Source organism: Paraprevotella xylaniphila YIT 11841 (assembly GCF_000205165.1).
Lineage (GTDB): Bacteria > Bacteroidota > Bacteroidia > Bacteroidales > Bacteroidaceae > Paraprevotella > Paraprevotella xylaniphila.
Window position 1 is genome coordinate 19883 of sequence record NZ_GL883825.1, and the last position, 26383, is coordinate 46265.

The 26383-nt window shown below is 49.6% G+C and carries 21 protein-coding genes and 2 tRNA genes; 9 read left to right on the plus strand and 14 right to left on the minus strand.

The features are described 5' to 3' along the window. Positions 1-44 precede the first annotated feature (44 nt). From HMPREF9442_RS03165 to HMPREF9442_RS03175, 3 genes are read left to right on the plus strand one after another with little or no spacing between them, the layout of a single operon-like run. Positions 45-1148 carry a glycosyltransferase family protein gene (locus HMPREF9442_RS03165; RefSeq protein WP_008625268.1) on the plus strand — a complete coding sequence of 368 codons (1104 nt, stop codon included), beginning with the start codon at positions 45-47 and terminating at the stop codon, positions 1146-1148. A gap of 25 nt (positions 1149-1173) precedes the next feature. Next, the gene (locus HMPREF9442_RS03170; RefSeq protein ID WP_008625272.1) at positions 1174-2112 is read left to right on the plus strand and encodes a glycosyltransferase family 2 protein; all 939 of its coding nucleotides are present in this window, start codon (positions 1174-1176) and stop codon (positions 2110-2112) included. Continuing rightward, positions 2109-3104: a glycosyltransferase family 2 protein gene (locus HMPREF9442_RS03175; protein ID WP_008625275.1), complete on the plus strand. Its 996-nt coding sequence runs from the start codon at positions 2109-2111 to the stop codon at positions 3102-3104. The genes HMPREF9442_RS03170 and HMPREF9442_RS03175 overlap by 4 nt, the downstream gene beginning before the upstream one ends. A 271-nt stretch (positions 3105-3375) precedes the next feature. Here HMPREF9442_RS03175 and HMPREF9442_RS03180 read toward each other — a convergent pair. The 4 genes from HMPREF9442_RS03180 to HMPREF9442_RS03195 form a co-directional block, all read right to left on the minus strand. Beyond that, positions 3376-3447 (minus strand) — tRNA-Glu (locus HMPREF9442_RS03180). Between the two features lie 6 nt (positions 3448-3453). Continuing rightward, positions 3454-3540: transfer RNA gene (locus HMPREF9442_RS03185), tRNA-Ser, on the minus strand. A 135-nt stretch (positions 3541-3675) separates the two neighbouring features. After that, positions 3676-4644, minus strand: a complete 969-nt coding sequence (locus tag HMPREF9442_RS03190; protein ID WP_008625278.1) for a calcium/sodium antiporter — start codon at positions 4642-4644, stop codon at positions 3676-3678. A 12-nt stretch (positions 4645-4656) separates the two neighbouring features. Next, positions 4657-5331, minus strand: coding sequence for a zinc metallopeptidase (locus tag HMPREF9442_RS03195; protein ID WP_008625280.1), 675 nt, complete (start codon positions 5329-5331; stop codon positions 4657-4659). 168 nt (positions 5332-5499) lie between these two features. On the opposite strand from HMPREF9442_RS03195, the gene HMPREF9442_RS03200 reads away from it, so the two are divergent. Together HMPREF9442_RS03200 and HMPREF9442_RS16385 are read left to right on the plus strand one after the other, a co-directional pair. Then, complete coding sequence (locus HMPREF9442_RS03200; RefSeq protein ID WP_008625282.1) at positions 5500-6117, plus strand: lipocalin family protein; 618 nt, start codon at positions 5500-5502, stop codon at positions 6115-6117. A gap of 10 nt (positions 6118-6127) precedes the next feature. Continuing rightward, positions 6128-6328, plus strand: coding sequence for a hypothetical protein (locus HMPREF9442_RS16385; RefSeq protein WP_008625283.1), 201 nt, complete (start codon positions 6128-6130; stop codon positions 6326-6328). A 31-nt stretch (positions 6329-6359) separates the two neighbouring features. Here HMPREF9442_RS16385 and HMPREF9442_RS03210 read toward each other — a convergent pair whose 3' ends face one another. Both HMPREF9442_RS03210 and ilvA read right to left on the minus strand, forming a co-directional pair. Continuing rightward, entirely contained in the window at positions 6360-6734 is a 375-nt protein-coding gene (locus HMPREF9442_RS03210) for a RidA family protein (RefSeq protein ID WP_008625286.1), read from the minus strand. Positions 6735-6749: 15 nt separating this feature from the next. After that, positions 6750-7943 (minus strand): threonine ammonia-lyase, encoded by a 1194-nt coding sequence (ilvA, locus tag HMPREF9442_RS03215; RefSeq protein WP_008625288.1) that lies wholly within the window; start codon positions 7941-7943, stop codon positions 6750-6752. Positions 7944-8190: 247 nt separating this feature from the next. Here ilvA and HMPREF9442_RS03220 point away from each other — a divergent pair, with 247 nt between their 5' ends. From HMPREF9442_RS03220 to xylE, 3 genes are all read left to right on the plus strand, one after another. Next, entirely contained in the window at positions 8191-9585 is a 1395-nt protein-coding gene (locus HMPREF9442_RS03220) for a tetratricopeptide repeat protein (protein WP_040602563.1), read from the plus strand. A 731-nt stretch (positions 9586-10316) separates the two neighbouring features. Beyond that, positions 10317-11096: an NUDIX hydrolase gene (locus HMPREF9442_RS03230; RefSeq protein ID WP_008625297.1), complete on the plus strand. Its 780-nt coding sequence runs from the start codon at positions 10317-10319 to the stop codon at positions 11094-11096. A gap of 21 nt (positions 11097-11117) precedes the next feature. After that, the gene (xylE, locus tag HMPREF9442_RS03235; RefSeq protein WP_008625299.1) at positions 11118-12584 is read left to right on the plus strand and encodes a D-xylose transporter XylE; all 1467 of its coding nucleotides are present in this window, start codon (positions 11118-11120) and stop codon (positions 12582-12584) included. Between the two features lie 122 nt (positions 12585-12706). Here the strand turns inward: xylE and HMPREF9442_RS03240 are convergent, their stop codons facing one another. The 5 genes from HMPREF9442_RS03240 to ligA all read right to left on the minus strand — a co-directional run bounded on the left by HMPREF9442_RS03240 (position 12707) and on the right by ligA (position 20305). Beyond that, entirely contained in the window at positions 12707-13657 is a 951-nt protein-coding gene (locus HMPREF9442_RS03240) for a ketopantoate reductase family protein (protein ID WP_008625306.1), read from the minus strand. A gap of 10 nt (positions 13658-13667) precedes the next feature. Then, positions 13668-14213 carry a TlpA family protein disulfide reductase gene (locus HMPREF9442_RS03245; protein WP_040602569.1) on the minus strand — a complete coding sequence of 182 codons (546 nt, stop codon included), beginning with the start codon at positions 14211-14213 and terminating at the stop codon, positions 13668-13670. 136 nt (positions 14214-14349) lie between these two features. Next, positions 14350-17139 carry a T9SS type A sorting domain-containing protein gene (locus tag HMPREF9442_RS03250; protein WP_008625310.1) on the minus strand — a complete coding sequence of 930 codons (2790 nt, stop codon included), beginning with the start codon at positions 17137-17139 and terminating at the stop codon, positions 14350-14352. Between the two features lie 202 nt (positions 17140-17341). Further along, positions 17342-18235 (minus strand): 4-hydroxy-tetrahydrodipicolinate synthase, encoded by an 894-nt coding sequence (gene dapA / locus HMPREF9442_RS03255; protein WP_008625314.1) that lies wholly within the window; start codon positions 18233-18235, stop codon positions 17342-17344. 66 nt (positions 18236-18301) lie between these two features. Then, positions 18302-20305 (minus strand): NAD-dependent DNA ligase LigA, encoded by a 2004-nt coding sequence (gene ligA, locus HMPREF9442_RS03260; RefSeq protein ID WP_040602571.1) that lies wholly within the window; start codon positions 20303-20305, stop codon positions 18302-18304. 754 nt (positions 20306-21059) lie between these two features. Between ligA and HMPREF9442_RS03270 the strand changes: the two genes are divergently transcribed. Then, positions 21060-22295 carry a BaiN/RdsA family NAD(P)/FAD-dependent oxidoreductase gene (locus HMPREF9442_RS03270; RefSeq protein ID WP_008625322.1) on the plus strand — a complete coding sequence of 412 codons (1236 nt, stop codon included), beginning with the start codon at positions 21060-21062 and terminating at the stop codon, positions 22293-22295. Positions 22296-22365: 70 nt separating this feature from the next. Here the strand turns inward: HMPREF9442_RS03270 and HMPREF9442_RS03275 are convergent, their stop codons facing one another. From HMPREF9442_RS03275 to HMPREF9442_RS03285, 3 genes are all read right to left on the minus strand, one after another. Beyond that, entirely contained in the window at positions 22366-24015 is a 1650-nt protein-coding gene (locus tag HMPREF9442_RS03275; RefSeq protein ID WP_008625323.1) for a M56 family metallopeptidase, read from the minus strand. 85 nt (positions 24016-24100) lie between these two features. Then, complete coding sequence (locus HMPREF9442_RS03280; protein ID WP_008625326.1) at positions 24101-25750, minus strand: M56 family metallopeptidase; 1650 nt, start codon at positions 25748-25750, stop codon at positions 24101-24103. A 55-nt stretch (positions 25751-25805) separates the two neighbouring features. After that, the gene (locus HMPREF9442_RS03285) at positions 25806-26195 is read right to left on the minus strand and encodes a BlaI/MecI/CopY family transcriptional regulator (RefSeq protein ID WP_008625327.1); all 390 of its coding nucleotides are present in this window, start codon (positions 26193-26195) and stop codon (positions 25806-25808) included. Positions 26196-26383: the final 188 nt, after the last annotated feature.

Genomic DNA, 26383 nt, shown 5'->3' on the forward strand with positions numbered 1-26383 from the left:
TACGGCATTTCCATTTATTTTCCGTACCTTTGTCTAAAAATATCATGAAAGTCCTATTACTTGGCGAATATAGTAACGTGCATTGGACCTTGGCACAGGGTCTACGTGCCTTGGGGCATTCCGTCACAGTAGTGTCGGACGGTGACGGTTGGAAAAACTATCCTCGCGACATCGACTTGCATCGGAAGTCTACAGGAAAAATGGACACGATGGATTTCCTTTTCCGTGTGGCCCGGGCTCTCCCTTTCATGAGAGGATATGATGTGGTGCAACTCATCAATCCTGTTTTTCTCGAACTACGCGCGGAACGCCTGTTACCCATTTACCGTTTCCTGCGCCGGCACAACCGGAAAGTATTTCTCGGGGCATTCGGCATGGACTATTACTGGGTAAAAACAGGGTTGGACCGCCAAGTATTCCGTTACTCCGACTTCAACATCGGAACGGAAATCCGAATGAACCCCGACAACGACCGGTTCATCGCCGAATGGCTGAACGGCCCCAAAGGCAAACTGAACCGTTTCATAGCCGACGATTGCAACGGCATAGTCTGCGGCCTCTATGAATACGACGCTTGTTATCGGCAGCACTTTCCGGAAAAGACGCAATTCATCCCCTTCCCCATCAACTTGTCGGAAACCACGCCACACATCCCCCATCCCGAAACGGAACGGACGCGTTTTTTCATCGGCATACAACGCAAACGGAATGCTTACAAGGGGACAGACATCATGTACAAAGCATTGGTGGAATTAGCCGCACGTTATCCTGACCGGATAGAAATCGTGAAAGCGGAATCCGTACCGTTTGCACAATATAGCCGGATGATGGACCACAGCGACGTGTTGTTGGACCAACTTTATTCCTACACGCCGGCCATGAACGCCCTGTGCGCCATGGCCAAGGGTCTGGTTGTCGTAGGAGGGGGTGAAGAGGAGAATTATGACATACTGAGGGAAAAAGAACTGCGCCCTATCGTCAACGTACTCCCTTCTTTTGATGACGTGTACGCTAAACTGGAAAGACTTATACAGCATCCTGAGGATATCGCCCGACTGTCTGCGGAAAGCACGCAATACGTCCGTCGCCATCACGACCACCTGAAAGTAGCGGAACAATATGTCGAATTCTGGAAGAGTAGAACTTAAAACATTGAAGCCTTAAAAGCGAAGCATGAAACTCACCATCATAATTCCTGTATACAAGGTGGAAGCCTACCTTGACTTCTGCCTGAAAAGCATCGTCCGGCAAAACGTGGAAGACTATGAAGTCATCCTCGTGGACGATGGTTCGCCGGACGGAAGCGGAGCACTTTGTGACGCATGGTTACGGAAAGACAGACGGTTCCGTGTCATCCATTGCCTTGAAAACCGTGGCCTGAGCGCGGCGCGCAACAAGGGACTGGATGAGGCACAGGGAGAATATGTCACATTCATTGACTCTGACGATTATATCTCCCCGAATACACTGCAAGCCAATATGGAATTGTTGGCCTTACACCCCGAAGCGGATGTCCTGGAATATCCCGTATGCGTTTACCACGGTACGGCAAAAGCCTACCGCTACATGCCCGGAGCATGCGAAATCACGGACTACACCGGATGGGCACGCCGCAAAGGTTACATACATAGTTATGCTTGGAACAAAATTTATAAACGCTCGTTGTGGAAGTCTCTCCGCTTTCCGGAAGGCAAATGGTATGAAGATGTCTTCACCATCCCGGCCGTATTGCGCCAAGCACGATACATCCTGCGTTCGGACAAAGGGTTATATTATTATTGCAGTCGCCAAGGTTCTATCTCCAACACCTTCTGTGACAAGGGTATCAACGACCTTCTTCAGGCCAACCTCATGTTATATCACACTTTGTCGGACAACACTGACCTGAGCGAACAGGATTTGGACGAGGCTTACTTACACTTGTGCGACCACCAAATCATGCGGATACAATTCGGAGGATACCTGTGTATCCCCGAACGCAAGATACCATTACACCGCGCCTTGTTTACCCCTCGTCCGCTGAACTACCGTATCAAAGCTATACTGAAAGCACTCAGCGGCAACCATTATTGCGGTATTGTGGCACGAACCCGTAAAGTACTAAAGCGATGAACAAACCGTCAATCAGTTTCATTATCCCTTATTACAAGGTAGAGCTTCCGCTGCTTGCCCGCGCCATAACAAGTATCTTGCGCTTGGAACAAAAGGCCGATTGGGAAGTTTGGGTCATAAACGACGGTACGCCCGGACACGAAGCGGAAGACTACCTCGGTTCACTGGACGACCCGCGTATCCATTACTATGCCCAACCCAACTCAGGATTAGGAGGGGCAAGGAATACGGGCATTGAAATGGCTCAAAAGGAATATATTCAATTTTTAGATGCGGATGATTTTCTATTCCAAAAAGCTTTTTCCAAAATCTTGGATGTTTTAGGAGAAAAACATCCGGATCTTTTGTCATTCGAGTTTAAAAAAGTCTATCATACGGGATTATGGGATACGAATGTCCCGGCTTGGCAAACAGTCTTTCAAGGAAGTGGAACTGATTTCATGCTCAAACACAATTTGCACGGTAGCGCTTGTGGCTATATATTCAAAAAGTCTGCACTCGGTGACCTGAGGTTCACATCCGGAATTTACCATGAAGACGAAGAGTTCACCCCACTCCTATTCCTAAAGGCACGGCATGTCATCATAACCAACCTGCCGGCTTATGCCTACTTTCAGCGACAATACTCGATTGTACACCATCCTGACCGAAAAATCATAAAAAAACGTTATTCCGATTTGCAGCATATCATTCTTTGCCTCACAGACAAAGGCCGACAAATGGAAGGCAATGCCGCCATAGCCTTGAACAGACGAATTGACATGTTGCGCATGTCCATGGTGTACATGCTGTTAGGCGACAGTCCAGACACGGCTTTCCTGCTCGAAACACTGGAAAACATGAAACGGGCGGGACTGTACCCCCTTACCCCACGTTTCTACTCTTTCCCTTACACCATCGTACGTTGGTGTACTTTTAAACCATTATGTGCCGTCGTCCTCAGTAAAATGTTTCGTCTTCTTCAATTGCGCCATGCAGGACATGCCTCATAGCTGACCGATTGTTTGCACAACAACAAAATAACATAAAAAGAGTTTATGAAAGAAGTATATCACAAAGTATTTGACTATCTTTGTACTGTTCTAATTATAGAACTTTAGTTTAAAGGTATTAGAAAGGTATTTGGCAAGTCCTCGTACGTGAGTATAGGGACTTGTTTTCTTTTTTATAAATCATACAACCCACACTCATATTCTTAGTTCAGCAGAATAAACAAACAGAAAAGCGGTTACATTGAAATGTAACCGCTTGATTCACATTTTGTAGCGTCTACGGGAATCGAACCCGTGTTGCATGCGTGAGAGGCATGTGTCCTAGCCGCTAGACGAAGACGCCTTGGAGCGGAAGCTGGGGGATTCGAACCCCCGGTACGGTAACCCGCACGTCAGTTTAGCAAACTGGTGGTTTCAGCCACTCACCCAAACTTCCTTGCTTCCTTGGATTGCCCCTGCCTTTCAGCAGGTGTTTTCCTGAATTGCGATGCAAAGGTAGCTCCTTTTATTTAAACTTGCAAGCCTTTGGAGCACTTTTTTCCAATAAAACTCAAAAAGTTTTCTCTTTCCTCTATGCCTGATGAATCAGATAAGCCAAATAAACCAAATAAACTGCCACCATGACTCCACCTTCCCAACGCTCAATCGTCCGTTTTGTATAAGAGAAACACCAGAGAATCAGGATACTTAAAAGCATAAGCCCTAAATCGAAATATGAAATACTCCCCACGGGCATCGGGGATACGGTCGCACAAAAGCCCATCACAAAGAAAATATTGAAGATATTGCTTCCTACCACATTCCCTATTGCAATGGCAGAACTTCCCTTCTTGGCTGCCACAATAGAAGTGGCAAGTTCCGGAAGCGACGTCCCGGCGGCCACCAAAGTCAACCCCACTACCGTTTCGCTTACTCCCATACTGAGCGCAATCTCTGTAGCCGCATCCACAAATAAGTTTCCCCCGAACACAAGACCGGCCAATCCCAATATGACATAAAGGAATATACGCCCGTAAGACATCGGAGCTATTTGCAAGGCCTGCGGCTGTTCGCTCGCCCCGTCTTTGTTACGGGCGATGGAAAACGTATAGAACATGAATACGGCAAAGAACCCCAACAGCATCAATCCGTCGGTACGCGAAATCAGGTTCTCAAATTGTCCGCCGTCCAACACCACATCCAATGATACGACGATGAGGGAAGACGTAGCCAAAATAGCAAAGGGAATATCTTTGTGAATAGTAGACTTGCTGATGATAATGGGACTGGCTAAAGCCGAACACCCCACAATCATTAACACATTAAACGTATTGCTTCCCACTATATTACCGATAGAAATCTCACTGCTTCCTTTCAATGCCGACATAAAACTGGTCACAAACTCCGGCAACGACGTCCCAAAGGCCACTACCGTCAAGCCTATCACCATTTCGGTCACGTTGAACCGCCGAGCCAAACCGGTCGCCCCGTCTGTCAACTTGTCGGCACCGAGCAATACAAGCGCGATGCCGACTAAAAGTAATACTACTGTTAAAAACATACCCCCGGCTTTTTAGTCCCGACGACCGAGGAAGATCATGACATAATATAATAAGGTGGCCAAAGAACCTAAAGCCGCTACGACATAAGTATACGCGGCAGAACGAAGAGCCGATACGGCAGCCCCATAATTCCGGTTATTCGTCACGCCGGCCTCACTCAACCATTTGACGGCACGACGGCTTGCATCGATTTCTACCGGCAAGGTTATAAAGCTGAACAAGGTCGTGGCAGCAAACAAAATGATTCCGAACAACATGATTTGAGGGAACACATTCAGCGTAAACATCCCGATGAGCAATACCCACATCATCCAATTGGAAGCAAAAGAAATGACCGGCACCAGACTGCTCCTCATCTTCAACGGGGCATAAGCATGGGCGTGCTGCACGGCGTGGCCGCATTCGTGTGCCGCCACAGCTGCCGCTGCCACACTGCACGTGCCATATACATCTTCACTCAAATTGACCGTTTTGTTAGCCGGATTGTAGTGGTCGGTCAGCGAGCCCGACGTACTTACCACTTCCACGTCATATATCCCGTTGTCATGCAACATCTTCACTGCGATGTCACGTCCGGTCAATCCTCCGTCGATAGGAATTTTCGAATACTTTTCGAACTTGTTCTTCAAATTAGCCTGTACCAACCAACTGGCCAAGGCAATACCGATAAAAAGAATCCAATACATATTATATTTATTAAATGGTTTTATAAAGTAATACTTCAAACATCATGCCAACGCACGCAAAAATAGCGAAGAAATGTTGAATACGATAAATAAAACAAGAATAAGACCGGTCTTTTTTGAATAATTAGTATATTTGTAAGTCAGTATTCACAAATAAGCATAAAACACATGAGAAAAGGTCTGATATACCCCTTGCTTTCAATGGCGGCCGCAACAAGCCTCTTGACGGGATGTACCGGTGGGCAACAAAGCAAAGACTATATGGAGGAGAATGATTCTGTGACGGTTTATCCGCCCGACACGGCTTTCTACGGTCATTTGGGAGAAGGCACGGGGATGAGCAGCCTTGAGCTTATTACCCACGACGGCGACACATTGGCGTTAAACAAGACCAACGAAAAAACGGGGGAACCGGGACGTATATTGGGCGAAATAGCGAACTACACAGACCAATATGCCATTACGACGTGCGATGACAACCAAAGTGTAAACGTGGCCTTGAACATCAACCAACTCACACAAAGAAACTGGCAATCGGACACTGACAAACAACACGGATTCCAATTGGAAATGAACGGTAAAGCCCGGTCTTTATCTGCCGGCACATACCACTACAACCAATGGAGCCTGTACAACTGCAAATTAATTCTGTTACAGGAAAGCGAAGGCGTACACGGAACAGCAACGAGAAACGACACGTTGGATATTTTAAAACTGACACCGGACTCCTTAATACTACAAAGTAGCCGCAAGAAGATTCCCGAGAAGTTTCATCGCATATCATAAAAGAAATATTATGGCTGGCAATAAAGACAAAATGGTAAAGTGCTACGACTGTAAGCACGGCAAATACATGCAATGGATGAAAAACCCCATTATCTGTGAATGCAACTGGACCGGCGAACGCTACGTGGCCGAAGCCAAACGGCTGTGCAGCCGCTTCGAAGAAAATACAAGCCGGGAAACTCCCGAGGTCACACATTATGACCACTATTAGAAAGTTTCCCGGTTGTAATGAGCAGTCAGGCTTATTTGGCGCCCACGCATTCCACTTCCACCAACGCACCTTTAGGCAATGCCTTCACGGCAACTGCCGAACGTGCGGGAAAAGGTTCCTTAAAGAATGTGGAATATACCTCGTTCATAGCGGCAAAATCTGCCATATCTGCCAAAAAGACCGTAGTCTTGACCACGTGCGACAAGTCGATGCCGGCTTCCGCCATGATATGGGCGGCATTTGTCAATGCCTGACGGGTTTGTTCTTTGATACCGCCTTCGACAAATTCCCCGGTAGCCGGATCAATAGGTATCTGGCCGGAAGCAAAAACAAATCCATTCACTTCAATGGCCTGACTGTAAGGGCCGATGGCAGCTGGTGCCGATTTCGTGTGTAAAGCTTTCATAAAATCCTTTTTTATTTATATTAGTTTTAAACCTGCATTTTTCAATGCAAGCTGGAGTTCCTGTACATGTTCCGCATTGCGGGTTTCCACCTGGACCCGCAACCAACAGGCCGTGACGTTAGACGTGTCATCATTCCGCTCGTGATACACGCTTATGATATTCGCTCCCACCGACGCGGCAATCTGGCTGACCACGAATAACTGCCCCGGCTTATCGTCCAGTTCCACGCAAAAGGTGTATATCCGCCCGCTTTTGGAAAGCCCGCGGTTAATCACGCGGCTCAATATCGTCACGTCGATATTGCCGCCGCTCACGACACAAACGGTCTTGCGCCCTTTTACGGGCACCTTGTTGAACATGGCGGCAGCCACACTGACGGCTCCGGCTCCTTCCGCAATCAGTTTATGCTGTTCTATCAATGCCAGAATCGCGGCACATATCTCATCTTCCGTCACCGTCACGACCCCGTCGAGATACTGTTTGCATGTCCGGTAAGTAAGTTCCCCCGGCTCTTTCACCGCTATCCCGTCTGCAATCGTAGACACTGCGTCCAAGCATTCTATTTTCTGGTGTTCGAGGCTCCGCAACATGCCTGGTGCCCCACAGGCCTGTACGCCATACACCTTTATCTTCGGGTTCAAAGTCTTGATGGCAAAGGCGATTCCACTGGCCAATCCTCCGCCTCCTATCGGCACAATCACCGTATCCACGTCCGGCAACTGTTCAATCAGCTCCAAACCAATCGTTCCTTGTCCGGCTATCACCTTCTCGTCGTCGAAAGGATGTATGAAGGTGTACCCGAATTCATCACGCAGTTCCAAAGCCTTGCGGTAGGCGTCATCGTACACGCCGGGTACCAAACAAATGTCGGCCCCCAACCGACGTGTAGCCTCCACCTTACTGATTGGTGCCCCCTCTGGCAAGCATATCAGAGATTTAATGCCATATTTGGCAGCCCCGAGTGCCACCCCCTGGGCGTGATTCCCGGCCGAGCAGGCAATCACGCCCTTAGCCTTCTCCTCATCGCCCAACTGAGATATCTTATAACAAGCTCCCCTCAGCTTGAAAGAGCCGGTCACCTGCAAATTCTCAGGCTTCAGGTAAATCTCACTTTCCTGATTGATTTTGGGCGCATAGATCAAATCCGTCCGACGCACCACATTACCTAAGACGTATCTTGCCCTGTAAAAGTCATCCAAATTCAACATAGTCGTATTTTTATATGCAAAAATGCAAAAAAGAATTCAAACAACCTCCTTCATACGTGTTTTTATGTACCTTCCCGACAAGTATTCTTCCCGAAAACCCGTAATTAATCAGAAAATCCATTTTCAATCATTGTTTTTTTTCTTTCAAAGCGTTTTCCATGGCACATTTTTTTGTATTTTTGCGCAGGATTATTTTACCCGAATCAAAAGAACGGAATTTGTTGAATCAACTAAAGAAAGGATAAAAATGAAATTTACAAAAATTGCTACCGTCCTGGGAATGGCTGCCGTTTGCACACCTGCACTGGCCCAATACGAGGGGACAAGAGTATACGACCGTATCGGTCACGGGCAAGACAGTATCACGACCTTAGGCAATATCGTAGCCTACAAGGATAGCTACAAAGCTCAAGATTATGCCGGTGCATACGAACCATGGAAAGCCGTGCTCACCAAAGCCCCTTGCGCGGAAGTCAGCACGTATGCCTATGGCGCCATGATTTTGGCCAACGTATTAGTCAAAGAACCGGATTTGACCAAGAAAAAGGCTTACTTCCAAGAACTGATGGACATGTACGATACGCGCCTGAAGAACCTTGACGCACTGAACTCCTTTACCAAACCGGACAAGCGCGCCACTAAAGGCGACATTCTGGCCCGTAAGGCTTTCGACTATGCTTATTATGGCGCGGGCGTGGCCGACGGTTATTCGTTGGACAAAGCCTACACCATGTTCCGCGAGGGCATAGACCTTATTAATAAGGATGGCGCAAAAGAGGTTCCCGGTTTCGTATTGGATAAATTCTTTGAAATCTCATATCAAAGATACATGGCCGACTCCACCGCTTTCCGCGAACAGTTCCTGAAAGATTATATGGAAAGTCGCGAGGCCTGCCAAGGCATGTTGAGCTTGGCCAACGAAGCGACAGATTCCGTGGCAGCCAAAAAGATTGTGGCACAGTACGACCCGACGCTGAACCGCATCGAAACCTTGTTCGCCCAATCCAAAGCAGCCGACCGCGAACAGCTCATTGCCATCTTCGGTCCGAAAATCGAAGAGAACAAAACGAATCTGGCTTATCTGAAGTCTGCGCTTACCTTGCTTTCGGCCAACAACTGCGATGACACCGACATTTATTTCAAGGCAGCCGAATATGCCTATAATATTGAGCCGAGCTACGAATCGGCCATCGGTACGGCACAAAAGTATTACAAGGACGGAAAAGTGGCCGAATCAGTGCAATATTATGATAAAGCTCTTGAATTATGCCCTACCGACCAGACCAAAGCGGCCATTGCATTGAAGATTGCCAATGCCGTGTCTAAAACGGGAGACTCAGCCAAGGCATTTTCATATTTGGACAAAGCCGTGCAATACAATGCCAAAATTGCCGGAAAGGCTCATTTGGTACGCGCACAGATTCTGGCCTCATCCAAAAACTTCTCAGAGGCTATCTCCTATTGTACGAAAGCAGCCCAGGAAGACGTCAGCATCTCCGGATCGGCCAACCGTCTGAAAGAGAAGATTCAGGAAGTACAGCGCAAGAATGCAGAGTACGAAAAGGCCAATGCCGAATATAAGGCCCAGAAAGCAAAAATCGAGAAAGAAGAAAACTTCTGGAAAGCCGGAGGCAAACAATAATCTACGGAACATCCATCAAAAAACTCCGTAAGAAAGGATATGGCAGGCAGAGGGGGCAGCAAGACCTTTCTGCCTGCTTTCGTTTTCGCCCTTAAAGGAAACAAGTACACAGCCGGACATACACTTCGCAAGGGATACGGGACGTAAATATTTCAGACAAAAGAAGTGTATTCCGCATAGTACTGGTTTTCAACGGTTTGAGATTGGAGAAAAAATCTCCTGAGAATGAAAAATCAATCTCAGCCAAACGAAAAATCATTCGGCTGAGATTGATTTTTCGTTTGGCGCAGAAAAGGGAACCATTCTTCGTTGTAAAATAAAACGTATTCCACTACCCTATTATTCCCCTCACCGTCTACTGCCCACCAAAGAAAACAGCCCCAAGCCTCCTTGTCTTAACTTTTTTTAAAAGACAGGCTTATTGTAATTCCCTTCCCGATGGAAATACATGTTGTGTTTCTACCAGAGGAAACTCTGCCCCACGTTCCAAAAGCAAAATGACGAACGATAAAAAACTGATTTCCTGTATACAAGAAAAAAACTCCCGAATCAAACCGTACGACAGACATACCCCGTATATTTCTCCAAAATAAGGCGAAACCCCGCACCTTATCATACTTAATATGAAAAGTATTCCCGAACAGCCCTGATTACATGTTATATAACATAAAACAGGAAGCTCCCATTCCCCTCCCGCCATACTATCTTTGTATGCAAAATACGACAATACGATGAAAAATCCCCTACGCGTCGACGAAATGATCAATCCTCACGTCTCTGTTGACTGTGTCGTATTAGGTTTTGACGGCGAACATCTTAAAGTGCTTCTCGTAAAGCAAACCGGCCACGAAGAAAACGGCTACTATAATAACATGAAATTGCCGGGCAGTCTGATTTACAATGACGAAGACTTGGACGAGGCGGCACAGCGGGTCCTCTATGAACTGACAGGGCTGAATGAGCTTCACCTCATACAGTTCAGGGCGTTCGGTTCCAAGAACCGGACCAAAAACCCGAAGGACATCAAATGGTTGGAACGCTTTCACCAATTAAACCAGAAAGTGGAACGCATCGTCACCATCACCTACCTGACGATGGTAAAAATCGACAAGAAACTTACCCGTTTGTCCGACCGATACGAAGCTTGTTGGATGGACATTGATGCGCTCTGCCCCTTGGCTTTCGACCACAACCTGATTATCGGCGAAGCACTGTGGTTCGTGCGGCAATACGTGCAGACGCAACCCGCAGCCTTGTTCGACCTTCTCCCTAAAAGATTCACAGCAGCCGAGCTCCGCAGACTTTATGAGACGATATATGACCGGAAATTCGACGTTCGCAATTTCCACAAACGGATTGCCCAAATGAAATATGTGCTTCCTCTGGAGGAATTCCAGACCGGCGTAGCCCACCGGGCCGCGCGGTACTACAAATTCGACCGTAAGCTGTACAACAAGCTGCACGGCATGGGCAAGTCGTTCAACCCGGACGAGCATAATGAAATTTATTAATTTAACATCAAACGAATCATCATGAACTTGACACAAGAAGGAGACAGACTGTATTTGTACTCCATTACCACCGTAGCCATCTTGGGTGGACTGTTGTTCGGCTACGACACGGCAGTGATTTCCGGTGCCGAAAAAGGGCTTGAAGCCTTTTTCCTCACCGCGACGGATTTCCAGTATGACAAGGTGATGCACGGCATCACCTCGTCCAGTGCATTGATCGGTTGCGTCATCGGCGGCGCCATATCCGGTTACCTGGCCTCCCGCCTGGGGCGGCGCGATTCCCTCCGTCTGGCTTCCGTCATGTTTTTCCTCTCCGCATTGGGTTCCTACTATCCGGAGTTTCTTTTCTTCGAATACGGAAAGGCCAACTGGGACTTGCTGATTGCCTTCAACCTCTATCGTGTGTTGGGCGGAATCGGTGTCGGGTTGGCTTCTGCCGTCTGTCCGATGTATATCGCCGAGATTGCCCCTTCCCACATCCGCGGCACACTGGTGTCGTGCAACCAGTTTGCCATTATCTTCGGCATGCTCGTAGTCTATTTCGTCAACTATATGATTATGGGCGACCATCAGAATCCTGTCATCCTGAAAGACACCGTAAGCGGTGTGATGTCTGTCAGCCCCGAATCCGACATGTGGAGCGTGTACGAGGGTTGGCGTTACATGTTCGGGTCCGAAGCTTTCCCGGCTGCCTTGTTCGGCCTGTTGCTGTTCTGCGTCCCCAAGACTCCCCGCTATTTAGTGATGTGCGGTGAAGACGACCGTGCGTTTGCCATTTTGGAGAAAATCAATGGCCGCAATGTGGCCGGAAAGGTACTGGAAGAAATCAAACAGACGTCCAAGGAAAAGACTGAAAAGCTGTTCACTTACGGCGTGGCAGTCATCGTCATCGGCATTCTGCTCTCCGTCTTCCAACAAGCCATCGGCATCAATGCGGTGCTTTACTATGCCCCCCGCATATTTGAAAGTGCCGGTGCCGAAGGAGGCGGCATGATGCAGACCGTCATCATGGGTGTGGTCAACATCCTTTTCACTCTGGTAGCCATTTTCACCGTCGACCGTTTCGGACGCAAACCGTTGCTCATCATCGGTTCCATCGGTATGGCTGTCGGTGCTTTTGCCGTAGCCCTTTGCGACCAGATGGGCATCAAAGGCATCGTTCCGGTTCTGTCCGTCATCGTGTACGCTGCATTCTTCATGATGTCATGGGGGCCGATTTGTTGGGTCCTCATTGCCGAGATCTTCCCCAACACCATCCGTGGAAAAGCCGTAGCCATCGCCGTAGCGTTCCAATGGGTGTTCAACTACTTGGTGTCTTCCACCTTTCCGGCTTTGTACGATTTCAGCCCTATGTTCGCTTACAGCCTGTATGGCATCATCTGCCTGCTTGCAGCCCTGTTCGTCTGGAAGAGCGTGCCCGAAACCAAAGGCAAGACATTGGAGGACATGACGGCACTCTGGAAGAACCGCCTGAAAAAGAAAGCATGAACCTAACGGCGGCTTCTGCCGCAAGGTCCATCCCGTAATAGGAAACTCCTCCGGCCGACTACCGCAAAGCGATGTCAGCCGGAGGAGTTTCCTATTTCAGTTTCTGCTCGGGCTGTCCTCGTTCAGGAGTTCCTGAATTTCGCTACCACCCGTTCGTATGTCGGAGCCTCTATCCCCTGCTTCCGGCAGGCATCCAACATGTCGAACAACTGCCCTTGTATTTCAGACTCCCGTCCTTTCTTCAAGTCTTTCTGCAAAGAAGAAGTCGTCTGTGGGTCTAAGGCATCTATGACTCGCAGGTTAGCCGCCACAGGGTCTTCCCGGAAACGGATGCCCAGGCTCTCTCCCAACGCCTTGCTCTCTTTCATCAGGCCGATGAACACTTCCCGTTCCTCACCATCTCTCTGTACGGCTCCCATCGGTACGTCAAAGAAAGCCCCTGTTCCGGCCATCGCGCTGATAAATCCCCATTTGGCAAAAGTATCCCGGTCTATGTCATCCGAAAGAATCGCTTTCACTCCCGCGTCCGCCAACACGCGGCGGACTGTTTCGAGCTCTTCCGGAGAAACACCGTCCCCGGGACGTGCCCCGAACACAAGTTTGCACACCTGGCCGCTCTGTGTCACCTCGCCCGGAGCCTGGATATATCCTACGATATAAATGCAACCGTCGATGACCCGTGAACCGGGACAAGCACGGGCAATTCGCGGCCCCGAACCGTACACATTCAGGATGGGCAGCACCACGGTATGCCCATCCGAGGCACGGATGATGCAATCCGCCACGGAATCGACGGAATACCCTTTCACGCAGACCAATATCAGCTCGGCCTTCCCCCGATAAGTTTCGGTCGTAGCCACACCTATCTCTCCCGGACGTTCCTCTGCCCCGTCGTAAACATAACACGGGACAACCTGCTCTCCTTTGATTCCCGAATGGAAACGCAACCCATGCGCCAACATTTTTTCCTTGTGCTCCCCGCGAGCCACACACGTTACTTCATTCCCGGCCAAGGCCAACAGAGCTGCCAAAGAGCCGCCCACGCCTCCGGCGCCTATCACTAAACATTTCATAATCTCAAACTTACTTTTCCGTATCTTTTATTTCCGTCAATACACGTTCTATCTCGTACGTCAAGTCCTCCGACGTTGCCAAAGGAGAGTCCGTAAAAACCGCCCGGACGACCCGCGACGCATCCACGACGTAGATGCGGGGTATGGACGAATAAGCAAACAAATGGTAAACCGTGCGGTCGGTCTGTGCGGAAAAAGGTATCGTAAGTCCGTTGTCCGCCCAATACTCTCCGACAACTACCGCGTCCTGATCCCGGCTGATGGCCATAAAAACCATACGGCCGTCCGCTCCGTACCTTTCGTACATTTGTTGTACGAGCGGAAATTCACGGCGACAATCCCCGCACTCCGTATTGAAGAACAATATGAACGAAGGTTGCCCTTGCAAACTTCCGCTCTCCACCACCCGTCCGTCATTCATCACTACGGTAAATTCCGGTAACACGTCTCCCACTTCCACCGCATCCGGCTGCATGCCGGCATCTTCCTTTTCATTGACGCAAGAAGAAACCAGGGACAGTAATCCTATAATAAAATAACGTACGTCTATTTTCATGTCACACATCCTCACAAAACCTATCGGCAAATATACTATTTTCCGAAAGAAGAAAAAAGCTTTGCATGCAGATATTGAAGAAGCCCGCCCGACAATACCGGGCGGGCTCACCTGCTCTTGATGTGTCCATTCCGTCCTACCGGACGAATTTCACACTCCTTACCGTATTTCCGTCCGTCACGCGGACGATGTAAATGCCCGGAGCCAACGGAACGGTATTTATCGTATGCGTACCGGCTCCTAACCGGGTACGCATTACCGGACTACCGGCCATCGTGCAAACCGTCATACCGACCTCACTCCCGGACGTAACAGCAATGCCTGAACGCGTCACGTCTACCGTGAATGCCGCATCGCGCACCACAGTCTCGGAAATGTCTGTTTCGCCTCCGTCCCCAGCCACCTTTTCCAATACGAACGGGAAGTCGGAAGGCATCTTGTCAGCCTGGTCGCAAACCAACGTCTCGCCGTCGGTTTCCCAATAATAAGAACCGTAACGCTCCGGTGTACGCACGAAGCATTCCAAATCTTCTCCTCCTACTAACGTATATAAATAGAAGCTACTACGCGCTTTGCTGTAAACGCGGTCGGTCAGCGCCCCTTCGTTGTTCAGATAAGCCGAATCATTGTGATTCTGTATTTTATATCGTTCCATGTCGTCCAGCCAAGTGTAATGCCAAATGAAAGCAGTAGAATCCCCTTCTCCTTCCAATGTCTCGAACTTCATCGTACGGCTGTTCAGGTATTTCCCCGTAGAACGTTCTTTCATACGATAATAACCGTCGTCCAAAGAACGGCCTTCTTTATACACCTTGACTTCAAAATCAAAATGAGCCTCGTATGTCTTTATGGAAGATGAAGTGTCTATCCAGTCCAAATGGCGGTAGATGGAAGATTGTACGTTCTCAAAAGAAACGGATTCCGTATGCTCGCCGGAACTCCAAGTATAGACCCCGTCCCGATAACGGACGGAAGTTATCTTACCTTTCATTACCACATCATGCCCTTGTGTGACGATAGCCCGCAAAGTTTCCTGCTCTTCCCCGTCCACCGTTAACGTGGGTATTACCACCGAATTCTTAATCGTGAATTCCCGGCTTATCTCTACGCCGGATTCGTTGGTCAGCACGACCTTGAATGTCTGGTCGGAATTCCCTTGCCGGAATGTATAAGACCCACCGGATCCCAACAGCTTGCCCTGACTGTCATACCATCTGGTGGAAACCACATAGTTCCAATTGGCATAATCAGCCCCAAGGGTCACGTCCCTTCCGTTTACGGCACTGAACTCGCTCGTCTGGTTCATGCGCACCCCGTCGTACTCCACCCATGGAGTCAACGTGGCACGAATGCCCTCTCCATATACGGAAATGCAAAACATCTGCACACTCTTCACCCCCTGCGTATTGGTGTAAAACAAACGATAAACACCCGAAGCATCGGCCGTGATGTCGCGGCTCGCTCCTTTCATGCCGTCTTCCCATTCCCAGTTTCCCGTATCGGTTTCGCCGTCAGGTAAAACAGCCCGCAAGGTTAACGGCGTACCCTTCTTCACTTCTTTCATCTCGGCGTATGGGCGTACAGCGCCGTCTTGTACTATTTCCGGAGAAAGCACGGTGGGCTTCGTCTCCTCCGTCACCGTCTCGTCCGAATGCATCAGCGTCCCGAATCCCGTATGGTCGAAACCGCCGCTATTCGTTCCGTAGGAACCACCTCCGGCCTCTACCCCTACAATCTTGGACATCCGCGTGCAGTACTCCATCGGCATTCCCATACGGTTCTGATAGTGATTGATGAACAACTGCCATATCGGCCGCCATTGTCCACGCCCCGTACCGTTCAGCCCCCCCATCCACCAATTCTGCGTGTAAGGAATATCGGCGGGGTCTACTTGATTACTGTTGTACATAGCCACATATTCTGCCGCACCGGCCACCATGGTCCGCCCCGCCTCACCCGGAATCAAAGGGTTATATAAGTTACAAAAGGCATTGTCTCCCTGATTATAGGCCGACTGAAGGGCGTATGACAACAAGCCCAACGCCGCCATGGCATGTCCCTGGTCGCGACCGCTCTCTTGCATCTGATTCAAGTATCCGAACGGACCACGGGCATCTTCGTGAAACCAAGGAATAAGCCCCCAACCGTAACCGCACATGCCCTGGTCTTGCTTTACAGGATGACTGTCGCCCACATAAAGCGATTCATTGCCCGGACCTTCTTTTATCCAATACATTCCATAATTATAAATGTCCGGCAAATCGGCGAAGATGCCCAACGACACACAGAAAAGGGCATTTCCCAATCCCCAATTACTGTGATAGTGATACCAGTTACCTTCGCGCACTACGGTATCGTGCCGACGTTCCAGAAAGTCTTGTGCCGTAGTGAACCACACGTCGATCATCCACTGCTTGAAGCGTTCGAAATCCTCTTTCTCCCACTTTTCGTAATCACGCATCAACTCGGCCGCATTGAGAAATTGGTAACCGATAAAGCCGGGCACCAAGGACTGGTTTGTATTCCCACCGATTCCTTTGGTAATCGCTACATACTGGTTCAACACATAGACAGCCCGTTCTGCCCACTGTGTCTCGCCTGTTATTTTCCAAAGCAAGGCACACTGGTAAGCCTTGGCCGCATTACGATAGGCGTTCATGTAGTTTTCGTCACCGGCAATTCCGCGCTTGATATATTCCGTCACTCCCCAAATGTCATTCACGCCCTTGTTGGCCACCCAACTGTTCTTCAACACCTCGAAAGCTTTTAGCGTCTCAGTGTCGTTTGCCGCCAGACGTTCTTTGATTTGGTCAATGTCGTTTTGGCTATGCAAAAGTCCGGGATGGACGAATGTCCCTTGGGCGTATACCCCACCACCTCCGGTGCTGAAAAGCAAAGCCACCGTAAAAAAAGATAGTTTCTTCATAAATGATAAATATTGGTTTCCGTTCTTATTTCTAATGCTTTCTGTACGGTTTACGAACGACGGCTAAGAAATCCGCAAAAGTACACATTATTTAACTATTCAGGATGCCAATCCCCCCAACGGAAAACGAAGATAACAAAAAGCCACCCGGCGGAATAAACTTTCCGGCAGGTGGCTGAATACGAATCAGTCTGGTATCTGCTTAATAACGGATATCCAACTCTTTCAAAATAGACGAGATTTTCTCCATCGTGGTCAACCGTGTAGGCACCAAAGGCAGACGAAGTTGGTTTTCAATCATTCCCATGGCATGGAGCATGGCTTTCACTCCAGCCGGATTGCCGTCCACAAACAACAATTTGAACAATTCGGCAAACTTATGATGAATGATACGGGCATGCTCGTAATCCCCGTTCAGCGTCATGCGGACCATACGGCTGAATTCAGCCGGCAGAGCATTACCTATCACGGATATCACCCCTACAGCCCCCAAAGTAATCAACGGGAATGTGATGCCGTCATCTCCGGAAATCACATCGAAATTATCCGGTTTGTTCTTGATGATGTCGTCCATCTGCGTGATGTCCCCACTGGCCTCCTTGATGGCCACTATATTCTCGAAATCTCGAGCCAGGCGCAATGTAGTCTCCGCACTCATATTGACTCCCGTGCGCCCCGGTACGTTATACAACACGACCGGCACGGGCGAAGCCTCCGCTATGGCTTTGAAATGCTGGTACAGCCCCTCCTGCGAAGGCTTGTTATAATAAGGACAAACCGACAAGATACCGTCGATGCCACTCCAATCCCCTTCCTTCAGGTCTTTAACTACTGCTGCCGTGTTATTCCCGCCACATCCCATCAACAAAGGAACACGGCCGGCTACACGCTCCACAAGCATCTTTTTCAATATCTTCTTCTCGTCAGCCGAGAGGCAAGGTGTTTCGGCCGTCGTTCCCATAATACACAGGAAATCCACGCCATTCCGTATCTGATATTCTACCAGACGGGTCAACGCCTCATAGTCCACTTCACCATCCGATTTAAAAGGAGTTATCAAAGCAATTCCCAACCCCTTGAACTTATTTTGTGCCATAGTTTAAGTAGTTCTATCTATTTCGCGACAAAAATACAAATAAAATCCCATAATGCAAACAATCTTTCACGATTCTATCTTTTTCAAGAACTCTTCTTCCGAGAGGATAGGAATACCCAATTTACCGGCTTTCTCCAGTTTGGCCGGTCCCATATTGGCTCCGGCCAACACGAAAGAGGTCTTTGAAGAAATGCTGCCCACATTCTTTCCGCCGTGCTGTTCTATCATGGCTTTATATTCGTCGCGCGAATGCAGAGAGAACACCCCGCTCACCACAATGCTCTGCCCGGACAACTTGTCGGAATGGCTGCTCAATTCTTCGTCGGAAAGCTCCATCCGGACTCCTTTTTCCCGCAAACGGCGCACCAAATCGTGGTTGGCTTCATTAGCAAAATAGCGAATCACACTCTCGGCTATCACCACACCGATTCCGTTTATCTGCAACATGTCTTCCAATGATGCCGAAGATAGCGCGTCCATCGACTTGAAATGACGCGCCAAAGCCTTGGCCGCAATTTCACCGACAAAACGTATCCCCAAAGCAAATACCACGCGTTCGAAAGGAACTTCCACGGAGTCGGCTATCGAGCGGACTATCTTTTGCGCAGATTTCTCACGCGTACCGTCACCGTTGATTTGTTCCACACGGATGTCGTACAAATCGGCCACATCGCGTATCAAGCCACGGCGGTAGTAATCATCCACGGTTTCGGGCCCCAGGCTGTCTATGTTCATGGCACGGCGGCTGATGTAATGCTCTATGCGCCCTTTGATTTGCGGAGGGCAAGCCGTGTCGTTGGGACAATACCATGCGGCTTCTCCCTCGTAGCGCACCAGTTCTGCCCCACATTCCGGACAACGGGTGATGAACTCGGCCCTTGGACCCGTTTCCGCTCCACGCGCATCAATGTCCACACCGACGATTTTGGGAATGATTTCCCCTCCTTTTTCCACATACACCATGTCCCCGATGTGTAAATCCAACTGCTCCATCACGTCGGCATTGTGCAGAGTGGCACGCCGTACGACCGTACCGGCCAACTGCACCGGATCCATATTGGCCACCGGCGTCACCGTTCCGGTACGTCCGACCTGGAAGGTCACAGCATTCAGGCGCGTACGGGCACGCTCCGCCTGAAACTTGTAAGCAATGGCCCAACGGGGACTTTTGGCGGTATAGCCCAACGCACGTTGCTGCCTCTGGGAGTTGACCTTCAGCACGATGCCGTCTGTAGCCACAGGCAGGTTCTTGCGCTCCACGTCCCAATAATCTATGAAATCATAAATGCCTTGAAGGGTAGTTACTTTCTTCATCCCCCCGGAAATCTTGAATCCCCACGAGCATGCCGCCTGCAAATTTTCATAATGCCCGTCAAAAGGGACGTGTTCTCCCAAAAGGTAATATAAATAAGCATCGAGCTTGCGTTGCGCCACCACCGCTGAGTTTTTGCTTTTCAGCGTCCCCGAAGCCGCGTTACGCGGATTGGCGAAAAGCGGTTCTTCGCGTTCTTCGCGTTCGCGGTTCAATGCCTCGAAGCTCGTCCACGGCATCAGGATTTCCCCACGGATTTCAAACTCTTCGGGGTAACCGTTCCCGTTCAGACGAAGCGGAATGCAGCGGATGGTCTTGACGTTTTCCGTCACGTCGTCGCCCTGTACCCCGTCGCCCCGCGTCACGGCACGCACCAATCGCCCCTGCTCGTAGGTCAGCGAGATGGAAAGCCCGTCGTATTTCATTTCACAACAAATCTCGAACGGCTCGCCTTCCAAACCAGAACGGACCCGTTCGTAAAAGTCGGCCACCTCTTGCTTGTTGTACGTATTGGACAACGACAACATGGGATAGCGATGGGGCACCTGCACGAACTCCTGGTTCAGGTCGCTCCCCACGCGCCGCGTCGGCGAGTCCGGGTCGTCAAATTCGGGATGGGCCGCCTCGAGGTCTTGCAACTCCCGCATCATGCGGTCGAACTCTTGGTCGGAAATCTCCGGGGCGTTCAATACATAATAATTATAGTTGTGGCGGTGCAATTCACTGCGAAGCCGCTCTATCTGTTCCTTTACTTCCATTTGCATTCAATGATAAACCCTGACGGGGAGACATCGCGACCCTGTTCCCGCGAACGGCTCCCCCCGTCATTCGCATAAGCAAAGATAGTCAATTCGCAGAAAACGCCCAAGGGCGCAAAGAAAAAAGAAAAGCATCCTTTTCCGGCACAACCTGTCAAAACGTCAATCCCATACCTTCGAGAATCGTCCATTCGCTCCTCCCTTCGGCCTTGATGGCAAATAAGCGACGCACCGCGCCTCCCGAAAAAATCAAAAAGACAGCCTGACAGCTTTTTCACAAAACAAAAGCAAACGGAAACCACTTGTCCTCCGCTTCTTTCTTCTTCCGGTGAAACCTGCGGAGCGGAACCGCAAACATTCTGTCCGTAAATTCTTGTCGGCGAAAAACAGGGAAATAGAACGAAAAAGCCGCAAAAAAGCAGTTTTTCTCTTCTTCGTGCGGCGAAAAATTTCCATTTCGGACGGATTTTTTCCACGACATGCGGAGTACCCGGATTTTATATGAGGAAAGAAATTTTTCGTTTGGCTGCAAACGATTTTTTTCTTTCCTCAAAGTAAATGAATATATACTGCATAAAACAGTAAAAACGACACGAAAATTGCATACTTATACATTCCTGTCTTTTTAAATTCTCCTAACCGCTGTCTTTTGAAACTACTGATTTGGAGCAGAAAGTAGCAAAATGTCAGAATCATCATTTCAAATCCGCCCGATTATACTTACCTTTGCCCATTAAAAAGAATCGAGGGAACAATGGAGATAGCAATCATTGGCGGAGGAGCGGCCGGCTTCTTTTTGGCCGTCAACCTGAAAACATTCGCGCCGCAGGTGGAGGTCACGGTATTCGAAAGACAGGCGGATGTATTGAAAAAAGTACTGGTTTCGGGCGGCGGACGCTGCAACCTGACCAATACTTTTGAAGGTGTGACAGACCTGAAACAGGTCTACCCCCGTGGACATAAGCTCTTGAAAGGGCTTTTCAAACAGTTCGGACATCGGGATGCCTACCGATGGTTCGAAGCGCACGGCGTGCCGCTCGTCGCGCAAGATGACCATTGTGTGTTTCCGACCGCACAGGATGCCCGTGCCGTAACCGGTTGCCTGAAAAGCCTTGCTGCGGAACTGGAGGTCACAGTGAAAACCTCCCACCGCGTGGAAACCCTCACGCCTAGCGGCGGGAAGTATGAAATTACTTTCCAGGATGTGCGCCAAGGCCGTCTGCTATTCGACTGCGTGGCCGTCACCACCGGTGGTTCACCGCGTGGCGAAAGCTTCGCTTATCTGGAACGGTTGGGGCATCGCATCGAAACGCCCGCCCCTTCTCTCTTTACGTTCAACATCGCCTCCCCGGCACTGCGCGGGCTGATGGGCTCCGTGGTGAACCCGGTATCGGTCGGCATCCCCTGCACCAAATTCAGGCACTCTGGCGCGTTGCTCGTCACCCATTGGGGCATGAGCGGGCCGGCCATCCTGAAATTGTCTTCCCATGCCGCCCGTCTTATACAAGAGAAAGCTTACCGCTTCCCCATTTTCGTCAACTGGACAAACGAGACTAACAGCGAAACCGTAACCGGCATCCTGCAAGACATGGCGCAACGCCACCCCCAAAAGAAAATCTCCGGCTTGCGCCCGTACGACTTGCCTGCGCGGTTATGGCATTACCTCATCGGTAAATCCGGCATCGCCCCCGACCGGAAGTGGAACGAACTGGGACACAAAGGGATTTGCAAGTTGGCCGACACGTTATGCAACGACCGCTACGACGTGGACGGCAGGAGCACGTTCCGCGAAGAGTTCGTCACGTGTGGAGGAGTAAGCCTCGAATCGGTACACCGACAGACGTTGGAAAGCAAGACCTGTCCCGGGCTTTACTTTGCAGGCGAGGTGCTCGACATTGATGGCGTGACGGGGGGATTCAACTTCCAAGCTGCCTGGACCACAGCCTACACTGTGGCACGGGCCATTGCCAGCCATATACCAACGGCATAAAAAGCGTCCTGCAAAGCCGGCCGTAAAAACCGCTTTGCAGGACAGAAAAATGAAAAACAGTGACCTTTACTTATTGAAGACGGAACTCCACGGGAATGGTGTAAGAAGCGTCTACCGGCTCTCCGTTTACTTTTCCGGGAGTCCATCTCGGCATTTTCTTCACGATGCGTGCCGCTTCTGCCTCCAACTGCTTCGCCAGATTCATCCGAACGGGTTTTGTCACGTCTATGACTTCCGTCGTGAACGTCCGGATATGGTCTGCATCAATCCGACCATCCGCCCTGACCATGAACTCACAATAAACCGTACCTTGCAGCAAAGCCTCTTGGCATGCCTTGGGATAACGGATATTCCGGGCGATGAAATCCCTCATGGCCGCCGCGCCACCGGGATAGCAAGGCATTGTCTCTGTACGGTAATACACGCCTTGATGCTTCATCTTGGCTCCCTCCAATTGCAGATAATAGGAAGCTGAATCTTTGGCAGCCTGAAGTTCAGACTTGTCCTTGTCGGTCATAAGGACCGCCTCCTTGAATTCCACCGCCTCGGGATTCAGACGGGAACGGTAAGAAGTAGTCACCACGACTTTTTCCATCGCCCCAGACTGTATGGCCACATTGGCCGAGCCGTTCTCCTTCTTGGCCGGAACGGATTTCTGTTTGGCCGGGATTGTTTTGGAAACCTTGGTTCCCTTTACTTCGCCTTGCACCACCGGACGCAAGCTTTCAGAAGACACGTTTTTCACTGTAGCCGACAAATCGGCCACCGTAACGGCAGAAATCCGATCCAGGCCTCCGTCTATCCGGCTTGTCATTTCAGGACGGGCAAATGCCACTGTGGCAAATGCGCCTACGGGCAGCAAATACATGTACTTCAATACCGCCCACTTGTTTGTTTTTTTGTTTGTCATCATCATGATACGTTTTTTAAGTGTACTTTGGGTCAAGCCGTTGGCAAAAGATTGCAGTCGGGAGCCGACGGCCTTTTTTATTAAATAAAGTTGATAATTCTTCGCGTTGATGCCTTGATTCAGCACGTACTCGTCGGCCTGATATTCATGGATGCATCGCATGTCCATCTCCATCATCCAGACCACTGGATTGAACCATTGCACGGCTTCCACGGCAAGCATCCACAACGTGTCGTAGGAATGTCCGTAAAGCACGTGGGCTTTCTCGTGGACGTATATCGCATGGCCGGCCTCGCCCTCCAAGTCCTCTTCCGACATGACAATACAGTGCATCCAACTGAACGGTGACACGGGACGGGCATGGCAATACAATGTGATGCCGCCCTCACGGCCTTCTTTCCACAAACATCCCCGGGAAACGAACCGGCGCATGCACACCCACTGCCACAACCGTATGACCAACGACATTGTCACACCGGCAAGATACAGGCCGACCAAAAACATAGGCCAGACGGGTACGGCTTCTTCGCGACTCCCGCTATCCGGCATAGCAAGCACATCTGCCTGCTCCAACCGTTCCACCAGCACGGCGTATGTACCTTCGGGCATTGCCGTCTGCCATGAACGGACCGTGCCCCCGAACCACTCTTCCTGCACCAACGGCAACAAGAATGCAGCTACCGACAGGACATGCAATGCCATACGGCTCAAACGGTGGTGCTTCTCCCCACGCAACAACAACGTGTAAGGCAAGTAAAGCAACGTCAGGCAAAACGCCGACTTGATGATGTAGACTAAAAATGTTCCCATGTCATTTATATCGAAGAGGTTTCAAATCGTTTTCAAATTCTAACACGTTTGGAATGCATGCGGGCATCCACTCGTACGCACAGCATCATTGCAAGCGGAAAGTCACCGGTAAAGAAAAACGGGTAGCCACCGCCTTGCCGTCTTTTTGGCCGGGTATCCATTTCGGCATCTTTTCTATCACCCTCACGGCTTCCTGTGCCAAAAGGTCGAACATCTCCTTGGATGCAGGCAGCCCGGCTTCGGTCACGCCACCTTCCATCGCACTCGCCTCGACATTACTGATGCTTCCGTCTATGCTTACTACGAAACGGCACACGACTTTCCCCGTAACCCCATTTTCCACACACTTCTTCGGATACCTTATATTATAGGCAACGAACTTCATGCACTCGGCTTCTCCTCCGGCGAATTGCGGGTTCACGTCGACTTTTTCATAGACTTTCTGCCCTTTGGCCTTATAAGCTTTTTTCTTGACATAGAAGTATGTCGCACGAGATTCAGGCTTGCCTGACCGGACAACCGTCCCTTCCCCTTCCACGACCGTGGTGCCAGTTATCTTCATCCGTGCGGAATCAGATTTAAGGGCCGGTGCCGTCACGGTAACCTTACCCACCGTTCCGTCCAACGCATCATAAAGCGAATCTTTCCGCCCCGGCAGAACAGTAAAGCTCATCTTTCCTTTAACTTTTTCCGTGTTTTCTGCGACTTTTTCTGTTTTTAAAAGTTCCGGCTGTACATTTTCAGCCGCGACGGTTTTCACAGTTGCAGATAAATCCGTAACTTTGACGGCAGAAATCTGCTCGAATTGTCCGTCTACTCGGTTCGCCATCTCGGGACGGGCAAATGCCATTGTGGCAAATGTGCCCACCGGCAGCAAATACATATACTTCAATGCTGCCCATCTGTTTGATTTTCTGTTACACATCATAGCAATACGTTTTTTAAGTGTGCTTTGATTCAGGCCGTTGGCAAAAGATTGCAGTCGGGAGCCGACGGCCTTTTTTATTAAATAAAGTTGATAATTCTTCGCGTTGATGCCTTGATTCAGCACGTACTCGTCGGCCTGATATTCATGGATGCAGCGCATGTCCATCTCCATCATCCAAATCACGGGATTGAACCATTGTATGGCTTCGGCCGCCAACATCAGCATCGTGTCATAGGAATGCCGGTGGAGCACATGGGCTTTCTCATGGGCAAAGATAGCCTCACCCGCCGCGCCCTCCAAATCTTCTTCGGACATGACCACGCAACACATCCAACTGAACGGGGCCACAGGACGGGCATGGCAATAGAGCGTGATGCCGTCCTCACGGCACTCTTTCCACAAACATCCCCGGGGAATAAACCATCGCATGCGGCCGAACTGCCATAGGCGTACCGCTAACGACACGGCCACCCCGACCCAATACATTCCCACCAAGACCATGGGCCATACCGGAACAGGCGTCCCTGCCGTAACCACTACCGTAGGTAGAAAATGGCCGGTGCTGTCAAGCTGCCCAATCAGCGATGCATATACACCATCGGGTACAGCCGTCTGCCAAGAATGCCACCCTTGCCCGAACCACTCCTCCTGCGCCAACGGAAGCAAAAAAGAAGCCACCAAAATGGCAAACAATGCCATGCGGTTCAGACGATGCAACTTCTCCTTACGTAATAACAAGGTATAAGGCAGATAAAGCAACGTCAGGCAAAACGCCGACTTGATGATATAGACTAAAAAAGTTCCCATGGCCGATAAATTAAGAGACTGTTACCTTCTATTTTTGTTTCCCCAGACATTGTGTTTACGAAAATGAATCTTGCCGTTCCACCATGTCGAGCATTTCTTTCAGTTCCTTTTCTGAAATACGCTCCTCCTTGACAAAGAAACGCACCAAAGAGGAAAACGAACCTCCGAACAGGTCATCCTTCACGCCATCAAGCACTTGTCGCGTGTAATCCTTCTTCGTGATTAAAGGATAATAACACAGCGTTTTCGTACCTTTCATCTTTTCAAACCCCACATATCCTTTGTTGAGCAGGATTTTCATGAACGTGGCCACCGTGGTATAAGCCGGTTTCTTCTCACCGTACCCCTCAAGCACATCCGCTATCGTCCCTTTCATGGAAGGCAAACTCCAAAGGATATTCATGATTTGCATCTCCGCTTTCGTCAAAGTTCCTTGCTTCCCCATAATTTCTAAACCTTTAGTTATTGATACGGCAAATGTATATCTAAAGGTTTAGAAAAGCAAATCCGAATCTGTTTTTCTACACATCAGCTTACGTTTTTAACATCCATTTTTAGTAATAAGCCGCTAAGCCTTCCAGAATATGCCGCAAAATCACTACTTTTGCAATAAAAATCAAGATTACGATACCC

Bases quoted from the DNA above. Each gene is read 5' to 3' on its own strand.
- HMPREF9442_RS03220 (WP_040602563.1), top strand. From the start codon at position 8,191: ATGAAATTTACAAAAATTGCTACCGTCCTGGGAATGGCTGCCGTTTGC.
- HMPREF9442_RS03270 (WP_008625322.1), top strand. From the start codon at position 21,060: ATGGAGATAGCAATCATTGGCGGAGGAGCGGCCGGCTTCTTTTTGGCC.
- HMPREF9442_RS03245 (WP_040602569.1), bottom strand. From the start codon at position 14,213: ATGAAAATAGACGTACGTTATTTTATTATAGGATTACTGTCCCTGGTT.
- HMPREF9442_RS03275 (WP_008625323.1), bottom strand. From the start codon at position 24,015: ATGGGAACATTTTTAGTCTACATCATCAAGTCGGCGTTTTGCCTGACG.
- HMPREF9442_RS03250 (WP_008625310.1), bottom strand. From the start codon at position 17,139: ATGAAGAAACTATCTTTTTTTACGGTGGCTTTGCTTTTCAGCACCGGA.
- HMPREF9442_RS03175 (WP_008625275.1), top strand. From the start codon at position 2,109: ATGAACAAACCGTCAATCAGTTTCATTATCCCTTATTACAAGGTAGAG.
- ligA (WP_040602571.1), bottom strand. From the start codon at position 20,305: ATGGAAGTAAAGGAACAGATAGAGCGGCTTCGCAGTGAATTGCACCGC.
- HMPREF9442_RS03165 (WP_008625268.1), top strand. From the start codon at position 45: ATGAAAGTCCTATTACTTGGCGAATATAGTAACGTGCATTGGACCTTG.
- HMPREF9442_RS03190 (WP_008625278.1), bottom strand. From the start codon at position 4,644: ATGTTTTTAACAGTAGTATTACTTTTAGTCGGCATCGCGCTTGTATTG.
- HMPREF9442_RS03240 (WP_008625306.1), bottom strand. From the start codon at position 13,657: ATGAAATGTTTAGTGATAGGCGCCGGAGGCGTGGGCGGCTCTTTGGCA.
- HMPREF9442_RS03210 (WP_008625286.1), bottom strand. From the start codon at position 6,734: ATGAAAGCTTTACACACGAAATCGGCACCAGCTGCCATCGGCCCTTAC.
- HMPREF9442_RS03195 (WP_008625280.1), bottom strand. From the start codon at position 5,331: ATGTATTGGATTCTTTTTATCGGTATTGCCTTGGCCAGTTGGTTGGTA.
- HMPREF9442_RS16385 (WP_008625283.1), top strand. From the start codon at position 6,128: ATGGCTGGCAATAAAGACAAAATGGTAAAGTGCTACGACTGTAAGCAC.
- HMPREF9442_RS03200 (WP_008625282.1), top strand. From the start codon at position 5,500: ATGAGAAAAGGTCTGATATACCCCTTGCTTTCAATGGCGGCCGCAACA.
- HMPREF9442_RS03285 (WP_008625327.1), bottom strand. From the start codon at position 26,195: ATGGGGAAGCAAGGAACTTTGACGAAAGCGGAGATGCAAATCATGAAT.
- dapA (WP_008625314.1), bottom strand. From the start codon at position 18,235: ATGGCACAAAATAAGTTCAAGGGGTTGGGAATTGCTTTGATAACTCCT.
- xylE (WP_008625299.1), top strand. From the start codon at position 11,118: ATGAACTTGACACAAGAAGGAGACAGACTGTATTTGTACTCCATTACC.
- HMPREF9442_RS03170 (WP_008625272.1), top strand. From the start codon at position 1,174: ATGAAACTCACCATCATAATTCCTGTATACAAGGTGGAAGCCTACCTT.
- HMPREF9442_RS03280 (WP_008625326.1), bottom strand. From the start codon at position 25,750: ATGGGAACTTTTTTAGTCTATATCATCAAGTCGGCGTTTTGCCTGACG.
- HMPREF9442_RS03230 (WP_008625297.1), top strand. From the start codon at position 10,317: ATGAAAAATCCCCTACGCGTCGACGAAATGATCAATCCTCACGTCTCT.
- ilvA (WP_008625288.1), bottom strand. From the start codon at position 7,943: ATGTTGAATTTGGATGACTTTTACAGGGCAAGATACGTCTTAGGTAAT.